The sequence below is a fragment of the uncultured Nocardioides sp. genome (assembly GCF_947488025.1).
Taxonomy (GTDB): Bacteria; Actinomycetota; Actinomycetes; order Propionibacteriales; family Nocardioidaceae; genus Nocardioides.
In genome coordinates this window covers 40,509-58,130 of record NZ_CANKYS010000016.1, presented here as the reverse complement: position 1 = coordinate 58,130, position 17,622 = coordinate 40,509, and the positions used below count along the sequence as shown (strand labels likewise).

The 17,622-nt window shown below is 72.4% G+C and carries 20 protein-coding genes; 11 read left to right on the top strand and 9 right to left on the bottom strand.

Annotated elements, in window-relative coordinates; all coding sequences use genetic code 11:
* The first annotated feature begins 112 nt into the window (after positions 1-112).
* The gene (locus tag Q1B24_RS19980; RefSeq protein ID WP_299931988.1) at positions 113-1,267 is read left to right on the top strand and encodes a histidine kinase; all 1,155 of its coding nucleotides are present in this window, start codon (positions 113-115) and stop codon (positions 1,265-1,267) included.
* Positions 1,264-1,914, top strand: coding sequence for a response regulator transcription factor (locus Q1B24_RS19975; RefSeq protein WP_299931986.1), 651 nt, complete (start codon positions 1,264-1,266; stop codon positions 1,912-1,914). Before Q1B24_RS19980 ends, Q1B24_RS19975 begins: the two co-directional genes overlap by 4 nt.
* A gap of 18 nt (positions 1,915-1,932) precedes the next feature.
* On the opposite strand, the gene Q1B24_RS19970 is transcribed toward Q1B24_RS19975, so the two are convergent.
* Together Q1B24_RS19970 and murI are read right to left on the bottom strand one after the other, a co-directional pair.
* Entirely contained in the window at positions 1,933-2,709 is a 777-nt protein-coding gene (locus Q1B24_RS19970; protein ID WP_299931984.1) for an MBL fold metallo-hydrolase, read from the bottom strand.
* A complete protein-coding gene (murI, locus tag Q1B24_RS19965) occupies positions 2,706-3,530 on the bottom strand; it encodes a glutamate racemase (protein ID WP_299931982.1) in 825 nt (274 codons plus the stop codon). Before murI ends, Q1B24_RS19970 begins: the two co-directional genes overlap by 4 nt.
* Positions 3,531-3,621: 91 nt before the next feature.
* Here murI and Q1B24_RS19960 point away from each other — a divergent pair, with 91 nt between their 5' ends.
* The gene (locus tag Q1B24_RS19960; RefSeq protein ID WP_299931980.1) at positions 3,622-4,671 is read left to right on the top strand and encodes an alkaline phosphatase family protein; all 1,050 of its coding nucleotides are present in this window, start codon (positions 3,622-3,624) and stop codon (positions 4,669-4,671) included.
* Positions 4,672-4,704: 33 nt separating this feature from the next.
* A complete protein-coding gene (locus Q1B24_RS19955; RefSeq protein WP_299931978.1) occupies positions 4,705-6,264 on the top strand; it encodes a CotH kinase family protein in 1,560 nt (519 codons plus the stop codon).
* A 19-nt stretch (positions 6,265-6,283) separates the two neighbouring features.
* Here the strand turns inward: Q1B24_RS19955 and Q1B24_RS19950 are convergent, their stop codons facing one another.
* Positions 6,284-6,925, bottom strand: coding sequence for a DUF3152 domain-containing protein (locus Q1B24_RS19950; RefSeq protein ID WP_299931976.1), 642 nt, complete (start codon positions 6,923-6,925; stop codon positions 6,284-6,286).
* Between the two features lie 31 nt (positions 6,926-6,956).
* Positions 6,957-7,904 (bottom strand): PLP-dependent cysteine synthase family protein, encoded by a 948-nt coding sequence (locus Q1B24_RS19945; RefSeq protein ID WP_299931974.1) that lies wholly within the window; start codon positions 7,902-7,904, stop codon positions 6,957-6,959.
* Between the two features lie 89 nt (positions 7,905-7,993).
* Between Q1B24_RS19945 and Q1B24_RS19940 the strand changes: the two genes are divergently transcribed.
* From Q1B24_RS19940 to Q1B24_RS19925, 4 genes are read left to right on the top strand one after another with little or no spacing between them, the layout of a single operon-like run.
* Positions 7,994-8,941: an ABC transporter ATP-binding protein gene (locus Q1B24_RS19940; protein WP_299931972.1), complete on the top strand. Its 948-nt coding sequence runs from the start codon at positions 7,994-7,996 to the stop codon at positions 8,939-8,941.
* Positions 8,938-9,687, top strand: a complete 750-nt coding sequence (locus Q1B24_RS19935; protein WP_299931970.1) for an ABC transporter permease — start codon at positions 8,938-8,940, stop codon at positions 9,685-9,687. The genes Q1B24_RS19940 and Q1B24_RS19935 overlap by 4 nt, the downstream gene beginning before the upstream one ends.
* Positions 9,688-9,715: 28 nt before the next feature.
* A complete protein-coding gene (locus Q1B24_RS19930) occupies positions 9,716-10,867 on the top strand; it encodes a sensor histidine kinase (RefSeq protein ID WP_299931968.1) in 1,152 nt (383 codons plus the stop codon).
* Complete coding sequence (locus Q1B24_RS19925; protein ID WP_299931965.1) at positions 10,864-11,490, top strand: response regulator transcription factor; 627 nt, start codon at positions 10,864-10,866, stop codon at positions 11,488-11,490. The genes Q1B24_RS19930 and Q1B24_RS19925 overlap by 4 nt, the downstream gene beginning before the upstream one ends.
* 9 nt (positions 11,491-11,499) lie before the next feature.
* Here the strand turns inward: Q1B24_RS19925 and Q1B24_RS19920 are convergent, their stop codons facing one another.
* Both Q1B24_RS19920 and Q1B24_RS19915 read right to left on the bottom strand, forming a co-directional pair.
* Positions 11,500-11,790 (bottom strand): MoaD/ThiS family protein, encoded by a 291-nt coding sequence (locus Q1B24_RS19920; protein ID WP_299931963.1) that lies wholly within the window; start codon positions 11,788-11,790, stop codon positions 11,500-11,502.
* Positions 11,790-12,239, bottom strand: a complete 450-nt coding sequence (locus tag Q1B24_RS19915; RefSeq protein ID WP_299931961.1) for a M67 family metallopeptidase — start codon at positions 12,237-12,239, stop codon at positions 11,790-11,792. The genes Q1B24_RS19920 and Q1B24_RS19915 overlap by 1 nt, the downstream gene beginning before the upstream one ends.
* A gap of 87 nt (positions 12,240-12,326) precedes the next feature.
* Between Q1B24_RS19915 and Q1B24_RS19910 the strand changes: the two genes are divergently transcribed.
* Complete coding sequence (locus tag Q1B24_RS19910; RefSeq protein WP_299931959.1) at positions 12,327-13,580, top strand: MFS transporter; 1,254 nt, start codon at positions 12,327-12,329, stop codon at positions 13,578-13,580.
* A gap of 1 nt (position 13,581) precedes the next feature.
* Here the strand turns inward: Q1B24_RS19910 and Q1B24_RS19905 are convergent, their stop codons facing one another.
* The 3 genes from Q1B24_RS19905 to clpS are packed head-to-tail and all read right to left on the bottom strand — an operon-like array spanning position 13,582 to position 15,687.
* Entirely contained in the window at positions 13,582-14,790 is a 1,209-nt protein-coding gene (locus Q1B24_RS19905) for a DUF429 domain-containing protein (RefSeq protein ID WP_299931957.1), read from the bottom strand.
* The gene (locus Q1B24_RS19900) at positions 14,787-15,380 is read right to left on the bottom strand and encodes a DUF2017 domain-containing protein (protein ID WP_299931955.1); all 594 of its coding nucleotides are present in this window, start codon (positions 15,378-15,380) and stop codon (positions 14,787-14,789) included. Before Q1B24_RS19900 ends, Q1B24_RS19905 begins: the two co-directional genes overlap by 4 nt.
* A 1-nt stretch (position 15,381) precedes the next feature.
* Positions 15,382-15,687, bottom strand: coding sequence for an ATP-dependent Clp protease adapter ClpS (gene clpS / locus Q1B24_RS19895; RefSeq protein WP_299931953.1), 306 nt, complete (start codon positions 15,685-15,687; stop codon positions 15,382-15,384).
* 18 nt (positions 15,688-15,705) lie between these two features.
* Here clpS and Q1B24_RS19890 point away from each other — a divergent pair, with 18 nt between their 5' ends.
* Positions 15,706-17,007, top strand: a complete 1,302-nt coding sequence (locus Q1B24_RS19890; protein WP_299931952.1) for a nicotinate phosphoribosyltransferase — start codon at positions 15,706-15,708, stop codon at positions 17,005-17,007.
* 28 nt (positions 17,008-17,035) lie between these two features.
* Positions 17,036-17,611, top strand: a complete 576-nt coding sequence (locus Q1B24_RS19885) for a nicotinamidase (protein WP_299931950.1) — start codon at positions 17,036-17,038, stop codon at positions 17,609-17,611.
* Positions 17,612-17,622: the final 11 nt, after the last annotated feature.

Here is a 17,622-nt window from a genome sequence, read left to right as displayed (position 1 = left end):
CCTCCGCGCGGTTGGTGCCACCACCATCGGCCCCCGCGAGCGCCCGGCGCATCGGCCCTGAGGCCATGACGATGCGACCAAAGTAGGAAAAGTGCTCGTTACCCTGAGGGCCGTGGAGCCTCGACCCGACACCCAGCCCGAGCTGACGTGGGTGTCGCACGCCTGGCGGTACGCCGTGTGCGCGGTGTTCTCGGCCGCGATCTGGCAGACGGTGGCGGGGGCCGAGTGGCGCGAGCACCGCCTGCTCTTCACCGCCGAGGTGGTCCTGGGCCTGGCCGCCTTCGTGCTCGTGTACTTCCGCCGCCGGGCGCCGGTGCGCGTGGCGCTGGTGATCGCGGCGATGAGCGCCCTCTCCGGGATCGCGGCCGGTCCGGCCACCCTGGCGGCGGTCTCCGTGGCCACGCGGCGTCGCTGGCGCGAGGTGGTGCTGGTCGGCAGCGCGAACTTCGTCGCTGCCCAGACGTGGACGACCCTCGCACCGATCGAGGACAACGACTTCCTCGTCACCACGCTGGTCAACCTCGCCGTCAACACCGGGATGATGGGTTGGGGTCTCTACATCGGCTCGCGGCGCGAGCTGCTCTGGAACCTCCGCAACCGGGCCGAGCGGGCCGAGCTCGAGCAGGAGCTCCGTCTCTCCCAGGCCCGGTCCACGGAGCGTGCGCGCATCGCCGGCGAGATGCACGACGTGGTCGCGCACCGCATCACCCAGGTCTCCATGCACGCCGGCGCGCTCGCCTTCCGCGACGACCTCGACGGCGACCGGCTCCGCGAGGGGCTCGGACAGATCCAACGCCAGGCCAACGACGCGCTCCACGAGCTGCGTGACGTGCTCGGCGTGCTCCGCGAGGACGACACGAGCCCGTCCACCGCGCGCCCGCAACCGACGTACGACGACATCGCCGCGCTCGTCGACGAGGCGAGGTCGCACGGCCTCGACATCGACTGGACCGACCACGTCGACGGCGACGCGCCGGTGCCTCCGGCGACGGGCCGCACGGTCTACCGGATCGTCCAGGAGGGCATCACCAACGTGCGCAAGCACGCCCCCGGCGCCGAGGTGGCGATCCGCTCCTCCGGGGACGAGCGGGGTGGCATCACGGTGGTGATCAGCAACCCGCTGGGCGACCGGCCGAGCGCCGCCCCCGGCTCGGGGCTGGGGCTCGTCGGGCTGCGCGAGCGCACCGAGCTCCGAGGCGGTCGGCTGCACCAGCGCACGGAGGGGGCGCGGTTCGTGCTGGAGGCTTGGCTACCGTGGACCGCGTGATCCGCGTGCTGCTCGTCGACGACGACCCGCTGGTCCGCTCGGCGTTGACGCTGATGCTCGGCGGCCAGTCCGACATCGAGGTCGTCGGCGAGGCCCCCGACGGCGAGGCCGGCCTGGCCCAGGTCGCCGTGCACCGGCCGGACGTGGTGCTGATGGACATCCGGATGCCCGTGATGGACGGCCTGGAGGCCACGCGCATCCTGCACTCGAGGCCGTCCCCACCGGCCGTCGTCGTGCTCACCACGTTCGACGCCGACGACCACGTGCTGAAGGCCGTGGCGGCAGGCGCCGACGGGTTCCTGCTCAAGGACACCCCGCCCGGTGACATCGTCGGTGCGATCCGCACCGTCGCGGCCGGCGACGCGATGCTGTCGCCGTCGGCAACGCGCAGCCTGGTCTCACGGCTGCGCAGCACCTCGACGAGCGACCGCACCTCGACGGCCGCCGACCGGCTGGCCGTGCTGACCGAGCGCGAGGTCGAGGTCGCCGTGTGCGTGGGACGCGGGCTCAGCAACTCCGAGATCGCCTCGGAGCTCTACCTGTCGATCCCGACCGTGAAGTCGCACGTGTCCCGCCTGCTGACCAAGCTCGACGCCACCAACCGCGTGCAGGTGGCGATGGTCGTGCACGACGCCGGCCTGGTCTGAGGCTGGTCTGGGACCCGCCTACAGGTCGTACGTCGCCCCGGCGCGGGCCAGCTCGACCGGGCCCGACCACTCGGCGCGTGCCTCGGCCTCGGCGTCGGCCGGGTCGTGCCACGGCGGGACGTGGGTCAGCACCAGGCGCCCGACCCCGGCGTGCTCGGCCGTGCGTCCGCAGTCGGCGCCGGTCATGTGGAGGTCGGGCGGGTTGTCGTCACCGGTGCGGAAGGACGCCTCCGCGAGCAGCAGGTGTGCGCCCTCGGCCAGCTCGTCGAGCTGTGGGCAGGGTCCGGTGTCGCCCGAGTAGACGAGCGTGCGACCACCGGCGGTGACCTTCAGGGCGTAGGCGGTGACGGGGTGCACCACCTGTCGGACCTCGACCCGGAACGGTCCGACCTCCACCACCTCGCCCGCGGCGTGGTCGTGGCCGCCGTACTCCGCGAAGGCGAACTCCTCCGTCATGCCCGGGTCGAGCGGCAGGTCGTAGGCCCGCGCCATCCGCTCGGCCGTCCCGGCCGGACCCCACACGGGGATCTGCGGCTGCGGGCCGGTGGGGTGGTACTTGCGCATCACGTAGTAGCCGCAGAGGTCGAGGCAGTGGTCGGCGTGGAGGTGGCTGAGGAACACCGCGTCGATGCCCAGCGGGTCGGCGTAGCGGTGCAGCTGGCCGAGGGCTCCGTTGCCGAGGTCGAGCAGGATGCGCCACGTGCGGCCGTCCGCCTCCTCCTCGAGGAGGTAGCAGCTCGCCGCGGACTCGGGGCCGGGGTAGGACCCCGAGCACCCGACGATGGTGAGTCTCATCTGCGACCCCCGGCGAACTGCGTCGCGCCGAGCAGCTCCGCGCCGAGGAAGCGGCGTCCGGTCGTGGCGAAGTCGTCGGGGCTGCCCGTGGTGGAGAACGTGTAGCTCGCCTCGCCGTCGGGACGCATCAGACCGGTGCGGGCCAGCATCTTGTAGACGTCCTTCGCGCACTCCTCCGCCGAGCTGACCAGGGTGACCTGGTCGCCCATCACGTAGGAGATCACGCCGGTCAGCAGCGGGTAGTGGGTGCAGCCGAGGATCAACGTGTCGACCCCCGCCTCGGCCAGCGGATCGAGGTAGTCGTGGGCCGCGGCCAGCAGCTCGTCGCCCCCGGTGACGCCCTGCTCGACGAAGTCGACGAAGCGCGGGCAGGCCCGGATGTGCAGGTCGAGGTGGGGCGCCGCGGCGAAGGCGTCGTCGTACGCCATCGAGCTGGCGGTGGCGCGGGTGCAGATCACGCCCACCCGCTGGTTGCGCGTGGCAGCGGCCGCACGCCGTGCTGCGGGCAGGATCACCTCGACGACGGGTACGTCGTAGCGCTCACGGGCGTCGCGGAGCATGGCGGCGCTCGCGGAGTTGCAGGCGATGACGAGTGCCTTCACGCCCTGCTCGTACAGGTGATCGAGGCACTCGAGGGCGTACTCGCGGACCTCGCCGATGGGCTTCTGGCCATAGGGCTGGCGGGCGGTGTCGCCGAGGTAGACGACCGACTCGTGCGGAAGCTGGTCGATCACCGAGCGCGCCACGGTCAACCCGCCGAAGCCGGAGTCGAAGATGCCGATCGGGGCGTCGGCGGTCTCTCGCGGCGTGGACGTCGGCACAGGAGGAAGGCTAGGCGGTCGGGCCGCTGCGGGTCACGCGGTCGCGTGCGTCGGCCCCGTCACACGGCCCGTGCCGGGTTAGGGTCGCCGCGTGACACTGCGTACGGCCCTCGCCTCCCTGCTCGCCTGCACCGCCGTCGGCCTGGTGCCGATGTCGGCCCCGGCCCAGGTGCCCTCCGGGGACCCCGCGCCGCCCACCGCGCGCGCCTCCGCGGACAACGCCATCGACTCCGTCGTGGCGATCTCCGTCGACGGGCTCAACACCGACGCCCTCGGCAAGCTGGGCCGCGAGCGCACGCCGCGCCTGCACGACCTCATGGAGTCCGGCGCGTCGACCCTCAACGCCCGCACCGAGCACGAGCTCACCGTCACCCTGCCCAACCACACCGGGATGGTGACCGGTCGCCGCGTCGAGGCCACCACGGGTGGCCACGGGGTGACCTGGAACGACGACCGGCGCCGGCCGTCGACGGTCCAGGCGGCCGCCGGCGAGCGCGTCGAGTCGGTCTTCACGCAGGTCGCCGCGGCGGGCGGCTCGACCGCGCTCTTCGCGAGCAAGACGAAGTTCTCCCTCTGGAAGCGCAGCTGGCCGCTGGCCATCGACACCACCCGCATCCAGCTCGACAACGGGCTCCTTGCCCGCTCGGTGCGGCGTGACCTGCGCGACCACGAGCGCGCGTTCCGCTTCGTGCACCTCTCCCTGCCCGACGCCGTCGGCCACGACCACGGCTTCATGTCCCCGCGCTACCTGCGCGCGGTCGAGCAGGTCGACCGCCTGGTCGGGGTGATCGTCGACGCCGTGCGCTCCGACGCCGAGCTCGTCGGTCGCACCGCCATCATCCTGACCAGCGACCACGGCGGGCTCGGCGACGGCCACTCCGACTCCCGCAGGCTGGCCAACTACCGCGTCGCCTTCATGGTGGCCGGACCGGGCGTGCCCGCCGGCGCGGACCTCTACGAGCTCAACCCAGACGACTACCGCGATCCCGGCAAGCGGCGCACCACCTACCGCCAGTCGCCGCAGCCGGTGCGCAACGGCGACCTGGCCAACCTGGCGCTCGACCTGCTCGACCTCGGAGCCGTCCCGGGAAGTGAGCACAACTTCCGGCTCGATCTCGACGTCTCACCGCCACCTGCCTGACCCAGTTGCCCGCACGCCGGGCTGAGGAGACCCATGTCCCTGTTGACCAAGCCCGTCCTGAGACGCCTCGGCGTCGCGACCGCCCTCGTCGTCGCGGCGTCCACCGCGGCGCTCGCCCCGGCCACGGGCCGTGAGCCCGCGAGCACCGAGCGCGCAGCCGCAGTGATCGGCTGGCCGCCGGCCCCGCCGGCCCAGCTGGTGATCGACACCGCGGGCGTCACCGTGGGGCGCGAGGACTACGTGCCGGGCACGGTGACCCTCGACGGCGTCACCCGGGTCACCGAGGTGCGCGGACGCGGCAACTCGACCTGGGGCTGGGACAAGAAGCCCTTGAAGCTCAAGCTGGAGGAGGACGCCGCCCTCGTCGGGTCGCGCGACTACGACGAGTGGGTCCTCCTCGCCGGATACGCCGACCGCAGCTCGCTCCGCACGGCCGCGGCGTTCGCCGTCGCGGCGCAGACCCGCCTGAAGTGGACCCCCCGCTTCCGCTTCGTCGAGATGGTCCTCAACGGTCAGTCGCAGGGCCTCTACATGCTCACCGAGCAGGTCGAGGAGGGCAAGGGACGCGTCAACCTGCCCGACGACGGCTACCTGCTGGAGTTCAACAAGCGCTACCTGCGCGACGACGAGCCCGGCTTTCGCACCCGCTGGGGCTCCGCCATCGCGTTCAAGAACCCCGACGAGGTGACCAAGAAGCAGCGACGCGAGGTGCGGCGCGCGGTCACGCGCTTCGAGAAGGTCCTCTACGGGCCCGACTTCGCCGACCCGGAGACCGGCTACGCGGCGTACGTCAACGTCCGCAAGCTCATCGACTGGTACCTGGTCGAGGAGCTCTTCTCCAACCAGGACTCCAACTTCCAGTCCAGCGTCAACGTCAGCTGGGTGCCCGGCAAGCGCTTCGTCTTCGGCCCCGTGTGGGACTTCGACCTGAGCGCCGGCACCCGTTGGCGCGGCTCCTCGCAGCCCGACACCTGGCACACGCGGGTCGGGCGCCACTGGGTCGCCCGGATGCTGGAGGACCCGGCCTTCTCCGCCCGCGTGAAGAGCCGCTGGGCCCGCCTCAAGCCGATCGCGCGCCAGGTCGTCTCCGAGATCCCCGCCGCAGCGGCCACCCTGGCTCCCGTCGCCGACGCAGACTGGGCGCAGTGGCACGCCTCGGGCGACCTGGACTGGACCCACCGCGGGAGCACGCGGCAGGCGGAGGTCGACTTCCTCGGCGACTGGCTGACCAAGCGCATCCAGTGGCTGAGCAACAACGAGGTGCGGCTCGGCGGGATCCGGCAGCGCACGCCGGAGCGCGAGCGCACGGTCTGGGTGCCGGTGCGCCTGCAGTCGCCGGCGAACGGCACGGTCGACGTATCCTGGACCGTCCAGGCCGGCACCGCGACCGCGGGCGAGGACTTCGTGGCCGCGACCGGACAGGCGACGTTCGCCGCCGGGCAGGTGGAGCGCTACGTCCCGGTCCAGATCCTCGACGACCGGGTCACCGAGGGCCGCGAGACGGTGCTGGTCTCCCTCACCGGCGCCAGCCGCGACATCGTCGTCGGCTCGCCGTCGTCGACCACGGTGGTCATCGACGCCAACGTGCGGTGACGCCAACGTGTGGTGGCGCCTAGCGCCGCCTGACCGCCGTGGCCTCCCGGGCGAGCGGCCACGGGTTGAACCGGCACCCGCCGGTGCCCTTGGACTGCTGCATCATCACCGGCGCCCGGCCACGTCCGCGGCACGAGGTGTGGGGGCGCCCCAGCCAGTGGCCGGTCTCGTGGTTGACGACCATGTGCCGGTAGTCGCGCCGCGACCGACCAGCCGCGTTCCAGGCGGGCGAGGCGCGCGTCCAGCGCAGCTGGTTGATCACGACGTGCCGACCGACACGGCACGACCACTGCACCGAGCAGCCCGACGAGAACGACGGCAGCGTGCCCGCCGCGGCGAGCACGAGGGTGAAGTCGCCACCCCGGCGCACCCGGCGGAACTGCACGCCGGCGGCGCGCCAGCCGCGCGGGTGGTCGAAGGTCTCCCGGGCATGCCGGCGGAAGACCTTCATCGAGGCCGTCACCCGCCCCCGGGTGGTGACGGAGTAGGTGACGCGGCGGCTCACCGGGACGGCGTACGTCGCTGTCGTCCGTTGGACAGACGTGGCGCGCCGGTGCTCCCCGGCGTCCTCGACCGTCGCGTGGGCGGGTGCGCCCAGGAGCGTGAGGACGAGCGGCACCAGCACGACGAGACGTCGCAGGGGTCGGGGCACGCGGTCCACCGCACCAGCCTAGGCCCGGATCAGGACCGGATCAGGCCCAGAGCTGTCCGTCGAGCCGGTCCTCCGCCTCGTCGACGGTGCCCTCGTAGGCACCGGTCGAGAGGTACTTCCAGCCGCCGTCGCACACGACGAAGGCGATGTCGGCGCTCTCCCCTGCCTTGACCGCCTTCGCGGCCTGCCCGAGCGCCGCGTGGAGGATGGCACCGGTCGAGATGCCGGCGAAGATGCCCTCGAGCTCGAGCAGCTCGCGCACCCGGCGTACGGCGTCGCGCGGGCCGACGCTGAAGCGGGAGTCGATCAGCGAGGCGTCGTAGAGCTCGGGGACGAACCCCTCGTCGAGGTTGCGCAGGCCGTAGACCAGCTCGCCGTAGCGGGGCTCGGCCGCCACGATCCGCACGTCGGGCTTGGCGCTGCGGAAGTAGCGGGAGACGCCCATGAGGGTGCCGGTGGTGCCGAGGCCGGCGACGAAGTGGGTGATCCCCGGGAGGTCGGCGAGGAGCTCGGGACCGGTGCCCTCCTCGTGCGCGAGGGCGTTGGCCTCGTTGCCGTACTGGTAGAGCATCACCCAGTCGGGGTGCTCCCCCGCGACCTGCTTGGCGACCCGGACGGCCTCGTTGGACCCGCCGGCCGCGGGCGAGGAGACGATCTCCGCGCCCCACATCCGCAGCAGCTGGCGTCGCTCCTCGGAGGTGTTCTCCGGCATCACGCAGACGATGCGGTAGCCCTTGAGCTTGGCGGCCATCGCGAGCGAGATGCCGGTGTTGCCGCTGGTGGGCTCGAGGATCGTGCAGCCGGGACGCAGCGTGCCGTCCTTCTCGGCCTGCTCGATCATCTTGAGGGCCGGGCGGTCCTTGATGGAGCCGGTCGGGTTGCGGTCCTCGAGCTTCGCCCAGAGGCGTACGTCGGGGCTGGGCGAGAGCCGCGGCAGCCCCACGAGGGGGGTGTTGCCGACGGACTCCAGCAGGCTGTCGAAACGCATGGCTCCAGCATGACATCCACCGATCGATGGATGGACGACACCGCTGGTTGCCCGATGTGCGAGACGCGGTCGACCGCGAGGCTGGACGCATGATCGAGAACAGCCACGCGCCGGCCGTCGAGGTCGACGGCCTGAGAAAGACGTACGCCGACAAGGTCGCGGTCGAGGACGTGTCCTTCCGTGTCGAGCCCGGCGAGGTGTTCGGCATCCTCGGCCCCAACGGCGCCGGGAAGACCACGACCGTGGAGTCGGTGTGCGGCCTGCGCGTCGGAGACGCCGGAACGGTCCGGGTCCACGGGATCGACCCATGGACCGACCATGAGGCGATCACCCGGATCGTCGGAGTCCAGCTGCAGGAGAGCCGGATGCAGCCGAAGCTCACCGTGCGGGAGGCGCTCGAGCTGTGGACGGCTTTCTACGACGACCCGATGCCGTGGGCGGATCCGGCCGAGAGGCTGGGCCTCGTCGACCACCTCGACCAGCGCTTCGGCACTCTCAGCGGAGGCCAGCAGCAGCGACTCTCCATCGCCCTGGCCCTGATCGGCCGCCCGCGCGTGGCCATCCTCGACGAGCTCAGCACGGGCCTGGACCCGCGCGCCCGTCGTGAGGTCTGGTCCCTCGTGCGTGACCTTCGCGACCGGGGCACTACCGTCCTGCTCGTCACCCACGGCATGGAAGAGGCCGAGGCGCTGTGCGACCGGGTCGCCATCATCGACCGCGGGCGCGTGCGCGCGGTGGGCACCCCGTCCGATCTGGTGGGTGGGGCCGCGGCAGCGACTGTCACTTCGTTCGAGCCGTCTGAAGCGGTCGACCTGGTCGCGCTGCGTGAGCTGGAGGGCGTGGCGGACGTCCGGGCCGATGCCGGCCGGGTGACGGTGACCGGCGCCGAGGACGCGGCGGTCGCGGTGCTCACCCGCCTCGCGAGCCGGGGCGTCGTACCCCATCGACTCCGGGTCGTCGACGGCTCGCTCGACTCGGCGTACCTGGACCTGACCCTGGACAACCAGGGCGCCGCTCCCGAGGAGGTAACGGCATGAGCACGGCGAGTCCCACAGCCGCCGTCATCCGGACCGAGTCGCGGCTCTTCTCCCGCGAGCTCGGCTCCGTGTTCTGGATCGTGCTCTTCCCCACGATCCTGGTCGTGATCCTGGGGTCGGTGCCGAGCATGAACGAGCCCGACCCGAACCTGGGCGGGCAGCGACTGGTCGACGTCTACTCCTCGGTCGCGGTGCTGCTGTCGATCATCATGGCCTCGCTGATGGCCATGCCCGCGGTGATCGCGGGCTACCGCGAGGCGGGCATCCTGCGTCGCCTCCGCACGACGCCGGTGCACCCGGGCTCGCTGCTGCTCGCGCAGGCCGGGCTGCACGCGTTGGCCGTCCTGGCGTCGCTCGCGCTGGTGCTGGTCGTGGGCCGGGTGGCGTACGACGTGCGCCTCCCGCAGGACATCTGGTGGTACGCCGTGATCGTGCTCCTGGCGACCGCCGCCGCGTTCTCGATCGGCGCGGTGATCACGGCCCTCGCCCCGTCGGCCCGGCTGGTGCAGACGATCGGCACGATCGTGTTCTTCCCGAGCATGTTCGCCGCCGGCGTCTACTTCCCGGTGCAGGCCATGCAGGGCTGGCTGCACACCGTGGTCGTCTCGACGCCGATGGGAGCGGCCACCGAAGCACTCAACGACGCGGTCGTGGGCCGCACCCCTGACCTCGTCGACCTCGCCGTGATGGCCGGCTGGACCGTCGTCCTGTCGCTGGTCGCGGTTCGCTCCTTCCGCTGGGAGTGACATGGGCGCCGGCTGCGAGGATGTGTCCGTGACCGAGGACAAGTGGCTGACCTGGCTGCCCCTCGGGCTGCTCGGCCTGGCCACCGTCGTCTCCACGGCGGCGGCCCCCGCACTCGGTGACGCAGCGGCCGACGTCCGGTGGACGCTCGCGCTCACGGCCGTCACTGCGGCGTGGATGCTCGCGACCCCGCGGCCGGGACCGGTCAACTACACCGGCCGTACCGCCCTCGCGTTCGTGCTCACGTGGATGAACCCGTTCTACGCGATCTTCGGTGTCGCCGGCTTCTTCGACGTCTACGACTCCCTGAAGGGCCGTTGGGTCTACGTCGCGATGCTGGCCGTGGGCATCACCCAGGCCGGGTCGCAGTCCGGCGGCTTCCCACCCGACGACGCGGCGCAGGCATGGGTGTTCGTCGCCCTCATCGGGCTCAACGCCGGGCTCGCCACTGCGTTCATGAGGATCTCGCTCCGCACCGAGCAGCGCACGGTGGACCTCGAGCAGCTCAACGCCGACCTCGAGGCGGCGCTGCTGGAGAACCAGGACCTGCAGGAGAGGCTCGTCTCCCAGGCCCGCGAGGCGGGGGTTCAGGAGGAGCGCGCCCGGCTGGCGCGGGAGATCCACGACACCCTCGCGCAGAGCCTCGCCGGCATCGTCACCCAGCTCGAGGCGTCCGTGGGCGGCGAGCGGCAGGAGCGCGCCCTGGGCCTCGCCCGGCACGCGCTCGCCGAGGCGCGTCGCTCGATGCTCGACCTCTCCCCCGGCGACCTGGAGGGCGCCATGCTGCCCGACGCCCTGTCCTGCGTCGTCGCGGCCTGGTCGGCGGAGCACGCCGTGCGGGCCGACGCCGTCGTCGTCGGCGACCCGGTGCCCCTCCACCCCGAGGTCGAGGCCACGGTGATCCGCATCGCCCAGGAGTCGCTCACCAACGTCGCCAAGCACGCCGACGCTGCCCGCGTCGGCGTCACACTGTCGTACGACGGCGACGAGGTCGTGCTCGACGTGCGCGACGACGGTGTCGGCTTCGACGTCGACGCCCCGCCCGGGTCGAGCTCGTTCGGGCTGCGCGGCATGCGGCAGCGGGTCGCGCGGCTGGCCGGCGAGCTCACACTCGAGTCCTTGGCGGGGCGCGGCACGGCCGTCTCGGCGCGACTCCCGGCGCTCGCGAGGGAGGCCGCATGAGCATCACCATCGTCGTCGTCGACGACCATCCCGTCGTGCGCGACGGGGTCCGTAGCATGCTCGCAGGGGTTGCAGGCTTCGAGGTCGTCGGTGAGGCCGCGAGCGGTCCCGAAGCGGTCGAGCGGGTGCTGGCGACCGACCCCGACGTGGTGGTGATGGACCTCCGGATGCCGGATGGGGGCGGCGTCGACGCCGTACGCGCGCTGCGCGAGCGCGGCTCCCGGGCCGCGGTCCTCGTGCTGACGACGTACGACACCGACTCCGACACCGTTGCGGCGATCGAGGCCGGCGCGACGGGCTACCTGCTCAAGGACACGCGCGCCGAGACGCTCTTCGACGCGGTCCGCGCGACGGCCGCGGGTGAGACGGTGCTGTCGCCCGCCGTGGCATCACGCCTGGCCTCGCACGTACGCCGTCCGGCCACGTCGGGCGTGCTCAGCGCGCGCGAGCGCGAGGTGCTCGCGCTGGTGGCACGGGGCCGGTCCAACCGGGTGATCGCCGAGGAGCTGTTCGTCAGCGAGGCGACGGTCAAGACCCACCTCGTGCACGTCTACGAGAAGCTCGGTGTCGGCGACCGCGCTGCGGCGGTGGCGACGGCGTACGAGCGCGGGATCCTGGGGTGAGGGACCGGGTCAGCCGGCCCCGCCGGCGACGGCGGGGAGGACAACGACCTGGTCGCCGTCGGCGAGCTCGGCCTCGAGCCCACCCATGAAGCGGACGTCCTCGTCGTTGATGTAGACGTTGACGAACCGGCGCAGGTCGATCGAACCGGACTTGTCCTCGACGAGACGGTCCTTGATGCCGGGGTGGTTGCCGTCGAGGTCGTCGATCAGCGCGGACAGCGTGCCACCCGAGCCCTCGACCGACTTCGCGCCGTCGGTGTAGGTGCGCAGGATGGTGGGGATCCGGACGTCGATGGCCATCAGGGGGTGCTCGCTCTCTGGTGCTCGGGGGTCGGGGTGATCGTGACGTCCTCTTCGGTCACGACACCGTCGATGATTCTGTAGGACCTGAACTCCACCGGGCGCTCACTATTCCCGCGCTCCCGTGTGCTGACGAGCACGTAGTGGGCGTTGGGCTCGCTGGCCAGGCCGATGTCGGTGCGGCTGGGATAGGCCTCCGTGGCGGTGTGGGAGTGGTAGATCACCACCGGCTCCTCGTCGCGCGCATCCATGTCCTTGTAGAGCGCCAGCAGCTCGGTGGAGTCGAACTCGTAGAACGTCGGGCTGCCGGCGGCGTTGACCATCGGGACGAACCGCTCGGCGCGGTCGGTGCCCTCGGGGCCGGCGACGACGCCGCACGCCTCGTCGGGGTGGTCGCGCTGGGCGTGCGCCACGATGGCGTCGTAGATCTCCTGGGCGATGGTCAGCACGCGGTCAAGGGTAGGCAGGCGCCCGATGCGGTCCGTGCGCGTCTCACGACATAGTCTTGACGTCGAGAGAGTTCGGGGGTCCACCAGATGTCGTTGTCGCACGCGCAAGCGCCCCTGACCCGCCGCGGCATCCCCCTCGAGCGGGACCTGCGGGTCCTGGCGATCGGCTCCTTCGCCAACCGGTTCGGCGCCGGCGCCGTGATGACGACCAGCGCGCTCTACTTCACCCGGCAGGTCGGCTTCACCGCCGCCGAGGTGGCCCTCGCGCTGGCGGTGGCGGCCGTGGTCGGGATCCTCGTCCAGGTGCCGGCCGGCCAGCTCGGCGACAGCCACGGCCCGCGCCGGGTCCTGACCGTCTTCATGGTGGGCGCCGCCCTCACGAGCGCCCTGCCCGTCCTGGCTCGTACGCCGTGGCAGCTCGCGCTGCTGCTGGCCCTGCTGACCCTCTTCGAACGCTCGGCCGGCTCCGTCCAGCAGGGCGTGATCGCCCAGCTCGCGACCGGCGGGCGCGGCGTGCAGTTCAAGGCCTACCTGCGGGCGGTGACCAACACCGCGATCGGACTCGGCTCGGTCTTCGGCGGCGCCGCTCTCGTGGTCGACGAGTCGTGGGCCTACGTCTCGGTCTTCGTCCTCAACGCGGTGTTCACCGGCTTCGCCGCGTGGAACAGCACCCGGCTCCCGGACCTTCCGGCCTACGTCCGGCTGGAGGGCGAGCCGCGCCTCGCCGTGCTGCGCGACTGGCCCTACGTCGTCGTGGTGGCGCTGACCGGGCTCTTCTCGCTCCACTTCTTCGTGATGGAGCTGGGCCTGGCGCTCTACATCTCCGAGCGCACCGCCGCGCCGCCCGTGATGGTCGCGGTGCTCCTGATCGTCAACACCGCCTGCGTCGCGCTCTTCCAGGTGAAGCTCTCGCGTCGGGCCGACTCCGTGGAGGCCGGTGCCCGGGCGCTGGTCCGCGGCGCCGTCTGGATCGCGGCCGGCTTCGCGATCGTGGCGCTGGCCGACCGCGGCGACGCCACCTTCGCCGTCGTGGTGCTCGTCGTCGGGTCGCTCGTGCACGTCGTGGGCGAGATGATCGGCTCGGGCGGTCAGTGGGGCCTGCAGATGGGCCTGGCCCCTCACGAGCGGCAGGGCCAGTACCAGGGCTTTGCCGGGCTCGGCTTCAGCGTCATCGCCGTCGTCGGCCCCCCGGTCGTGACGCTGCTGTGCGTCGAGATGGGCGAGACCGGCTGGCTGGTGCTCGCCGGCCTGATGCTGGGCGTGGCGCTGGTCTCGGTCCCTGCCTCCCGGTGGGCGCTCGCCTCCCGCGAGCGCTACGGCGTGCTGACGCACTCGGGCTGACCTACACCCAGATCGCGGCGGGGATGCCGTCGGAGAAGACCTCCGGCACGTCGGGGAACGACTCGGAGACCCCGAGCGAATGACGTACGGCTGTCCAGGCGACGGCGCAGGCGTCGAGCAGGTCGTCCTCGCCGAACCCGGCGCCGCGGAACCAGGCCGGGGCCACGATCCCGTGGGCGGCGAGCGCCTCGCGGCGGGCGCGGACGCCGTCGGCGTCCTTCTTGCGCGCCAGCACGGGAGCCCCGGCCATCCGGGCGAAGCTCACCTCCGGGTGCACCTCGATCACCCGCGTCCCGGGCCGGCCGCGCACCCACGCGTCCACCTGCAGCACCTTCTCCCGCAGGGCGTAGGCCTGGGCGCTGACGCTGGTGCGCCCGCCGGTCGCGGCGAGGTTGGCCTCGCGCGCCTCGGCGTAGGTCGCGGCCTCGACCGCGGAGCGTACGGGCGTGGAGAACACCGAGGACGCCTTGCCGACCAGCGCCCGGCGTGCCTCGGCGTCCGCGAGCCGGCCGCCGCGGTCGGGCAGGCCGATCGGGATGTCGACGGCAACCACGGGTACGTCGTGCTGCTCGCGCACGAGCTCGATCAGCCCGGTGATGTCGGCGGCGACGAAGACGGACGCCCGCAGGCTGGGGTCGAGGACGACGCCGACCCAGCCGGCCGGGCAGGCGTCCACGCCGAGGACCGGGGCGGGCGGCCCGAGGACGGGTGGCGGCTCGACCTCGCCCTGGTCGGGCGGGGCCGTGAAGCGTGCCTCGCGCTCGTCGCCCAGCGCGGCGTCGATGCGGGCGAGCAGGACGTCGCTCATCGGGGGCAGCGAGGTCAGGGGCCACCAGCGCACGTCGCTGGACTCGTCGTCGGCGACGTGCGCCTCGCCCTCGAGCCACGTGCAGGCGAAGGTCAGGTCGAGGTAAGCGGCCCGGTCGCCGTTGGCGTGGACGACCTCGGGATGCACACCGGTCGACGCGAGCCGGTCGACCCGGACACGTACGCCGGTCTCCTCGGTTACCTCGCGGGCCGCGGCCAGCGCCGGCTCCTCGCCGGGGTCGACGATGCCGGTGACCGGGGACCACTCACCGTTGTCGGAGCGCCGCACCAGCAGCAGCTGGTCGCCGCGGCGTACGACCGCGGTGACACCGGGCAGCCAGAGCAGGTGGTCGCTGCCGATCTTGTCGCGGAGGGCGACGACGAAGTCGGGGACGGGCGTCATCCGGCCGTCAGCGCCTCGACCACCGTCTCCTGGAGGTAGCCGACCCACTCGTAGATGTCGTGCGCCTGCGCACGCGGGTCGTCGTCGGGCAGGGAGTGCCAGTAGTCCTCGTCGCCGGCCTCGACGCCGAGGCGGGTGGCCAGCGCGAGCCGGATGTCGGTGAAGGCGCGCATCCAGGTCTCGGCCTGGGCGTGGGTGAGCTCGACGTCGATGACGAGGCCGTCCTCGGTCAGCTCGGGCGGGAGGCCGGCCTCCTCCACCGCGTCGATGATCGCCGCGGCCGCCGCGGCCTTGCCGTCGCGCAGCCCGCCCTCGGTGAAGCGGCGGAAGTCGGAGGCGGCCTCCACGTCGTCGGGGTAGGCCGTGGGGAACAGGCGCGCGAGCACCGGGTCCTCGGGGATCGTCGTGGCGCCGGAGAACTCCGCCATCATCGCCTCGAAGGCGTCGGCGGTCGGCGCGGCGGGCTCGGCCCGCTCGTTGCGCAGCAGCTCGACCATCTGCGAGGCGAGCGAGCGCAGGAGGTCGGCCTCGAAGCCGGTGAAGGTCGCGATGACGTGGCCGGACCTGCGGTGTCGTTCGAAGCCGCTCACCTCAGGACGCCTTCTCCATCGTCGCCCAGAGCCCGTACTCGTGCATCGCCTGCACGTCGCGCTCCATCTCCTCGCGCGTGCCCGTCGAGACGACCGACTTGCCCTCGGTGTGCACCTCCAGCATCAGCTTCTCGGCCTTCGCCTTGTCGTAGCCGAAGTACTTCTGGAACACGTAGGAGACGTAGGACATCAGGTTGACCGGGTCGTCCCACACGAGGGTCACCCACGGCTTGGCCAGGAAGGTGATCTCGTCGGGGGTGAGGGTCGGCTCGACCTCTACGGGACTGGCGGCTGACACGAGGTCCATCGTGGCACAGTGTCGGTCGTGACGAGCCCACCCCGTAGGTCGACGGCGCTCCTGACCGACCACTACGAGCTGACCATGGTCCAGGCGGCGCGCCAGTCCGGCACGGCGGACCGCAGGGCGGTCTTCGAGCTCTTCCCGCGGCGCCTCCCGGCGGGTCGCCGCTACGGCGTGGTGGCCGGGGTCGGGCGGGCGCTCGACGCACTGGAGGACTTCCGTTTCGACGCCAGCGTGCTCACCGCGCTCGAGGGCGTCGTCGACCCCGACATGCTCGACTGGCTCGGCTCCTACATCTTCTCCGGCGACGTGTGGGGCTACGCCGAGGGCGAGGCCTACTTCCCCTACTCGCCACTGCTCGTCGTCGAGGGGACCTTCGCCGAGGCCGTCCTCCTCGAGACCGTCCTGCTGTCGATCTACAACCACGACTCCGCGATCGCCTCGGCGGCGTCGCGGATGACGCTGGCGGCCGGTGCGCGGCCGTGCATCGAGATGGGGGCGCGCCGCACCCACGAGGAGGCCGCGGTGGCCGCCGCGCGGGCGGCGTACGTCGCCGGGTTCGACGCCACCAGCAACCTGGCCGCGCGTGCCCGCTACGGCGTGCCGTCCACCGGCACCGCCGCCCACTCCTTCACCCTGCTCCACGACGCCGAGGCCGACGCCTTCCGCGCCCAGGTGCAGACCCTCGGGGTCGGCACGACGCTGCTGGTCGACACCTACGACGTCGCCGAGGCCGTCCGCCTCGCGGTCGAGGTGGCCGGCACGGGGCTCGGCGCCGTCCGTCTCGACTCCGGCGACCTGGGCGAGGTCGCCCGGGAGGTCCGCGCCCAGCTCGACGGGCTCGGCGCGAGCGCGACCCGGATCGTGGTGACCAGCGACCTCGACGAGCACGCCATCGCCGCCCTCGCCGCAGCCCCCGTCGACGCCTACGGCGTGGGGACCCAGCTGGTCACCGGCTCGGGCCACCCGACGTGCGGCTTCGTCTACAAGCTCGTGGCACGCGAGGACGCGACCGGCGAGCTGGTCTCGGTGGCCAAGAAGTCGACCGACAAGCAGTCCATCGGCGGACGCAAGTACGCCCTGCGCCGGCGTGGCCCGAGCGGCGTCGCGGAGACCGAGGTCGTCGGGATCGGCGCGGCGCCCGAGGACGACGGCGACGACCGGCCCCTCCTCGTCCCGCTCGTCCGCGACGGCGAGGTCGTCGGCCGCACCACGCTCGAGGAGGCCCGGGCCCGCCACCGCGCCTCGGTCGCCGAGCTGCCCCGCTCGGTCACGATGATGTCGGCCGGCGAGGCGGCGATCCCGACGGTGCACCTCGGTCCCTAGTGACCTCGGGCCCCGCTAACCTCGGACCATGGCCCGCGCCCTGATCGTCGTCGACGTCCAGAACGACTTCTGCGAGGGCGGCTCGCTGCCCGTCCCGGGCGGCGCACGGGTCGCGGCCGACATCAACGACCTCCTTCACCGCTGGCACGCGGGCGGCGACGACGCACCGGCCTACGACGTCGTGGTCGCCACCAAGGACCACCACGTCGACCCCGGGTCGCACTGGTCGCTGAAGCCCGACTTCGTCGACTCGTGGCCGGTGCACTGCAAGGTCGGCACCGAGGGCGCGGCGTTCCACCCCAACCTCGACCCGCAGCCCTTCGACGAGGTGTTCAGCAAGGGCGAGCACGAGGCGGCCTACAGCGGTTTCGAGGGTCGTACGACGTCGGGCGAGCCGCTGGCCGACTGGCTGCGGGCCCGTCAGGTGGAGGAGGTCGACGTGTGCGGCATCGCCACCGACCACTGCGTGCGCGCGACCGCCCTGGACGGCGCGGGCGCGGGCTTCACGACCAGGGTCCTGACCGCGCTGTGCGCCGGGGTCGCGGAGGAGTCGACGGCCGCCGCGATCACCGAGCTGGCCGGCGCCGGCGTCGAGATCGCCTGAGCAGTTGAGAT

Bases quoted from the DNA above. Each gene is read 5' to 3' on its own strand.
- Q1B24_RS19970 (WP_299931984.1), bottom strand. From the start codon at position 2,709: ATGAGACTCACCATCGTCGGGTGCTCGGGGTCCTACCCCGGCCCCGAG.
- Q1B24_RS19955 (WP_299931978.1), top strand. From the start codon at position 4,705: ATGTCCCTGTTGACCAAGCCCGTCCTGAGACGCCTCGGCGTCGCGACC.
- Q1B24_RS19945 (WP_299931974.1), bottom strand. From the start codon at position 7,904: ATGCGTTTCGACAGCCTGCTGGAGTCCGTCGGCAACACCCCCCTCGTG.
- Q1B24_RS19940 (WP_299931972.1), top strand. From the start codon at position 7,994: ATGATCGAGAACAGCCACGCGCCGGCCGTCGAGGTCGACGGCCTGAGA.
- Q1B24_RS19935 (WP_299931970.1), top strand. From the start codon at position 8,938: ATGAGCACGGCGAGTCCCACAGCCGCCGTCATCCGGACCGAGTCGCGG.
- Q1B24_RS19925 (WP_299931965.1), top strand. From the start codon at position 10,864: ATGAGCATCACCATCGTCGTCGTCGACGACCATCCCGTCGTGCGCGAC.
- Q1B24_RS19920 (WP_299931963.1), bottom strand. From the start codon at position 11,790: ATGGCCATCGACGTCCGGATCCCCACCATCCTGCGCACCTACACCGAC.
- Q1B24_RS19910 (WP_299931959.1), top strand. From the start codon at position 12,327: ATGTCGTTGTCGCACGCGCAAGCGCCCCTGACCCGCCGCGGCATCCCC.
- Q1B24_RS19905 (WP_299931957.1), bottom strand. From the start codon at position 14,790: ATGACGCCCGTCCCCGACTTCGTCGTCGCCCTCCGCGACAAGATCGGC.
- clpS (WP_299931953.1), bottom strand. From the start codon at position 15,687: ATGGACCTCGTGTCAGCCGCCAGTCCCGTAGAGGTCGAGCCGACCCTC.
- Q1B24_RS19885 (WP_299931950.1), top strand. From the start codon at position 17,036: ATGGCCCGCGCCCTGATCGTCGTCGACGTCCAGAACGACTTCTGCGAG.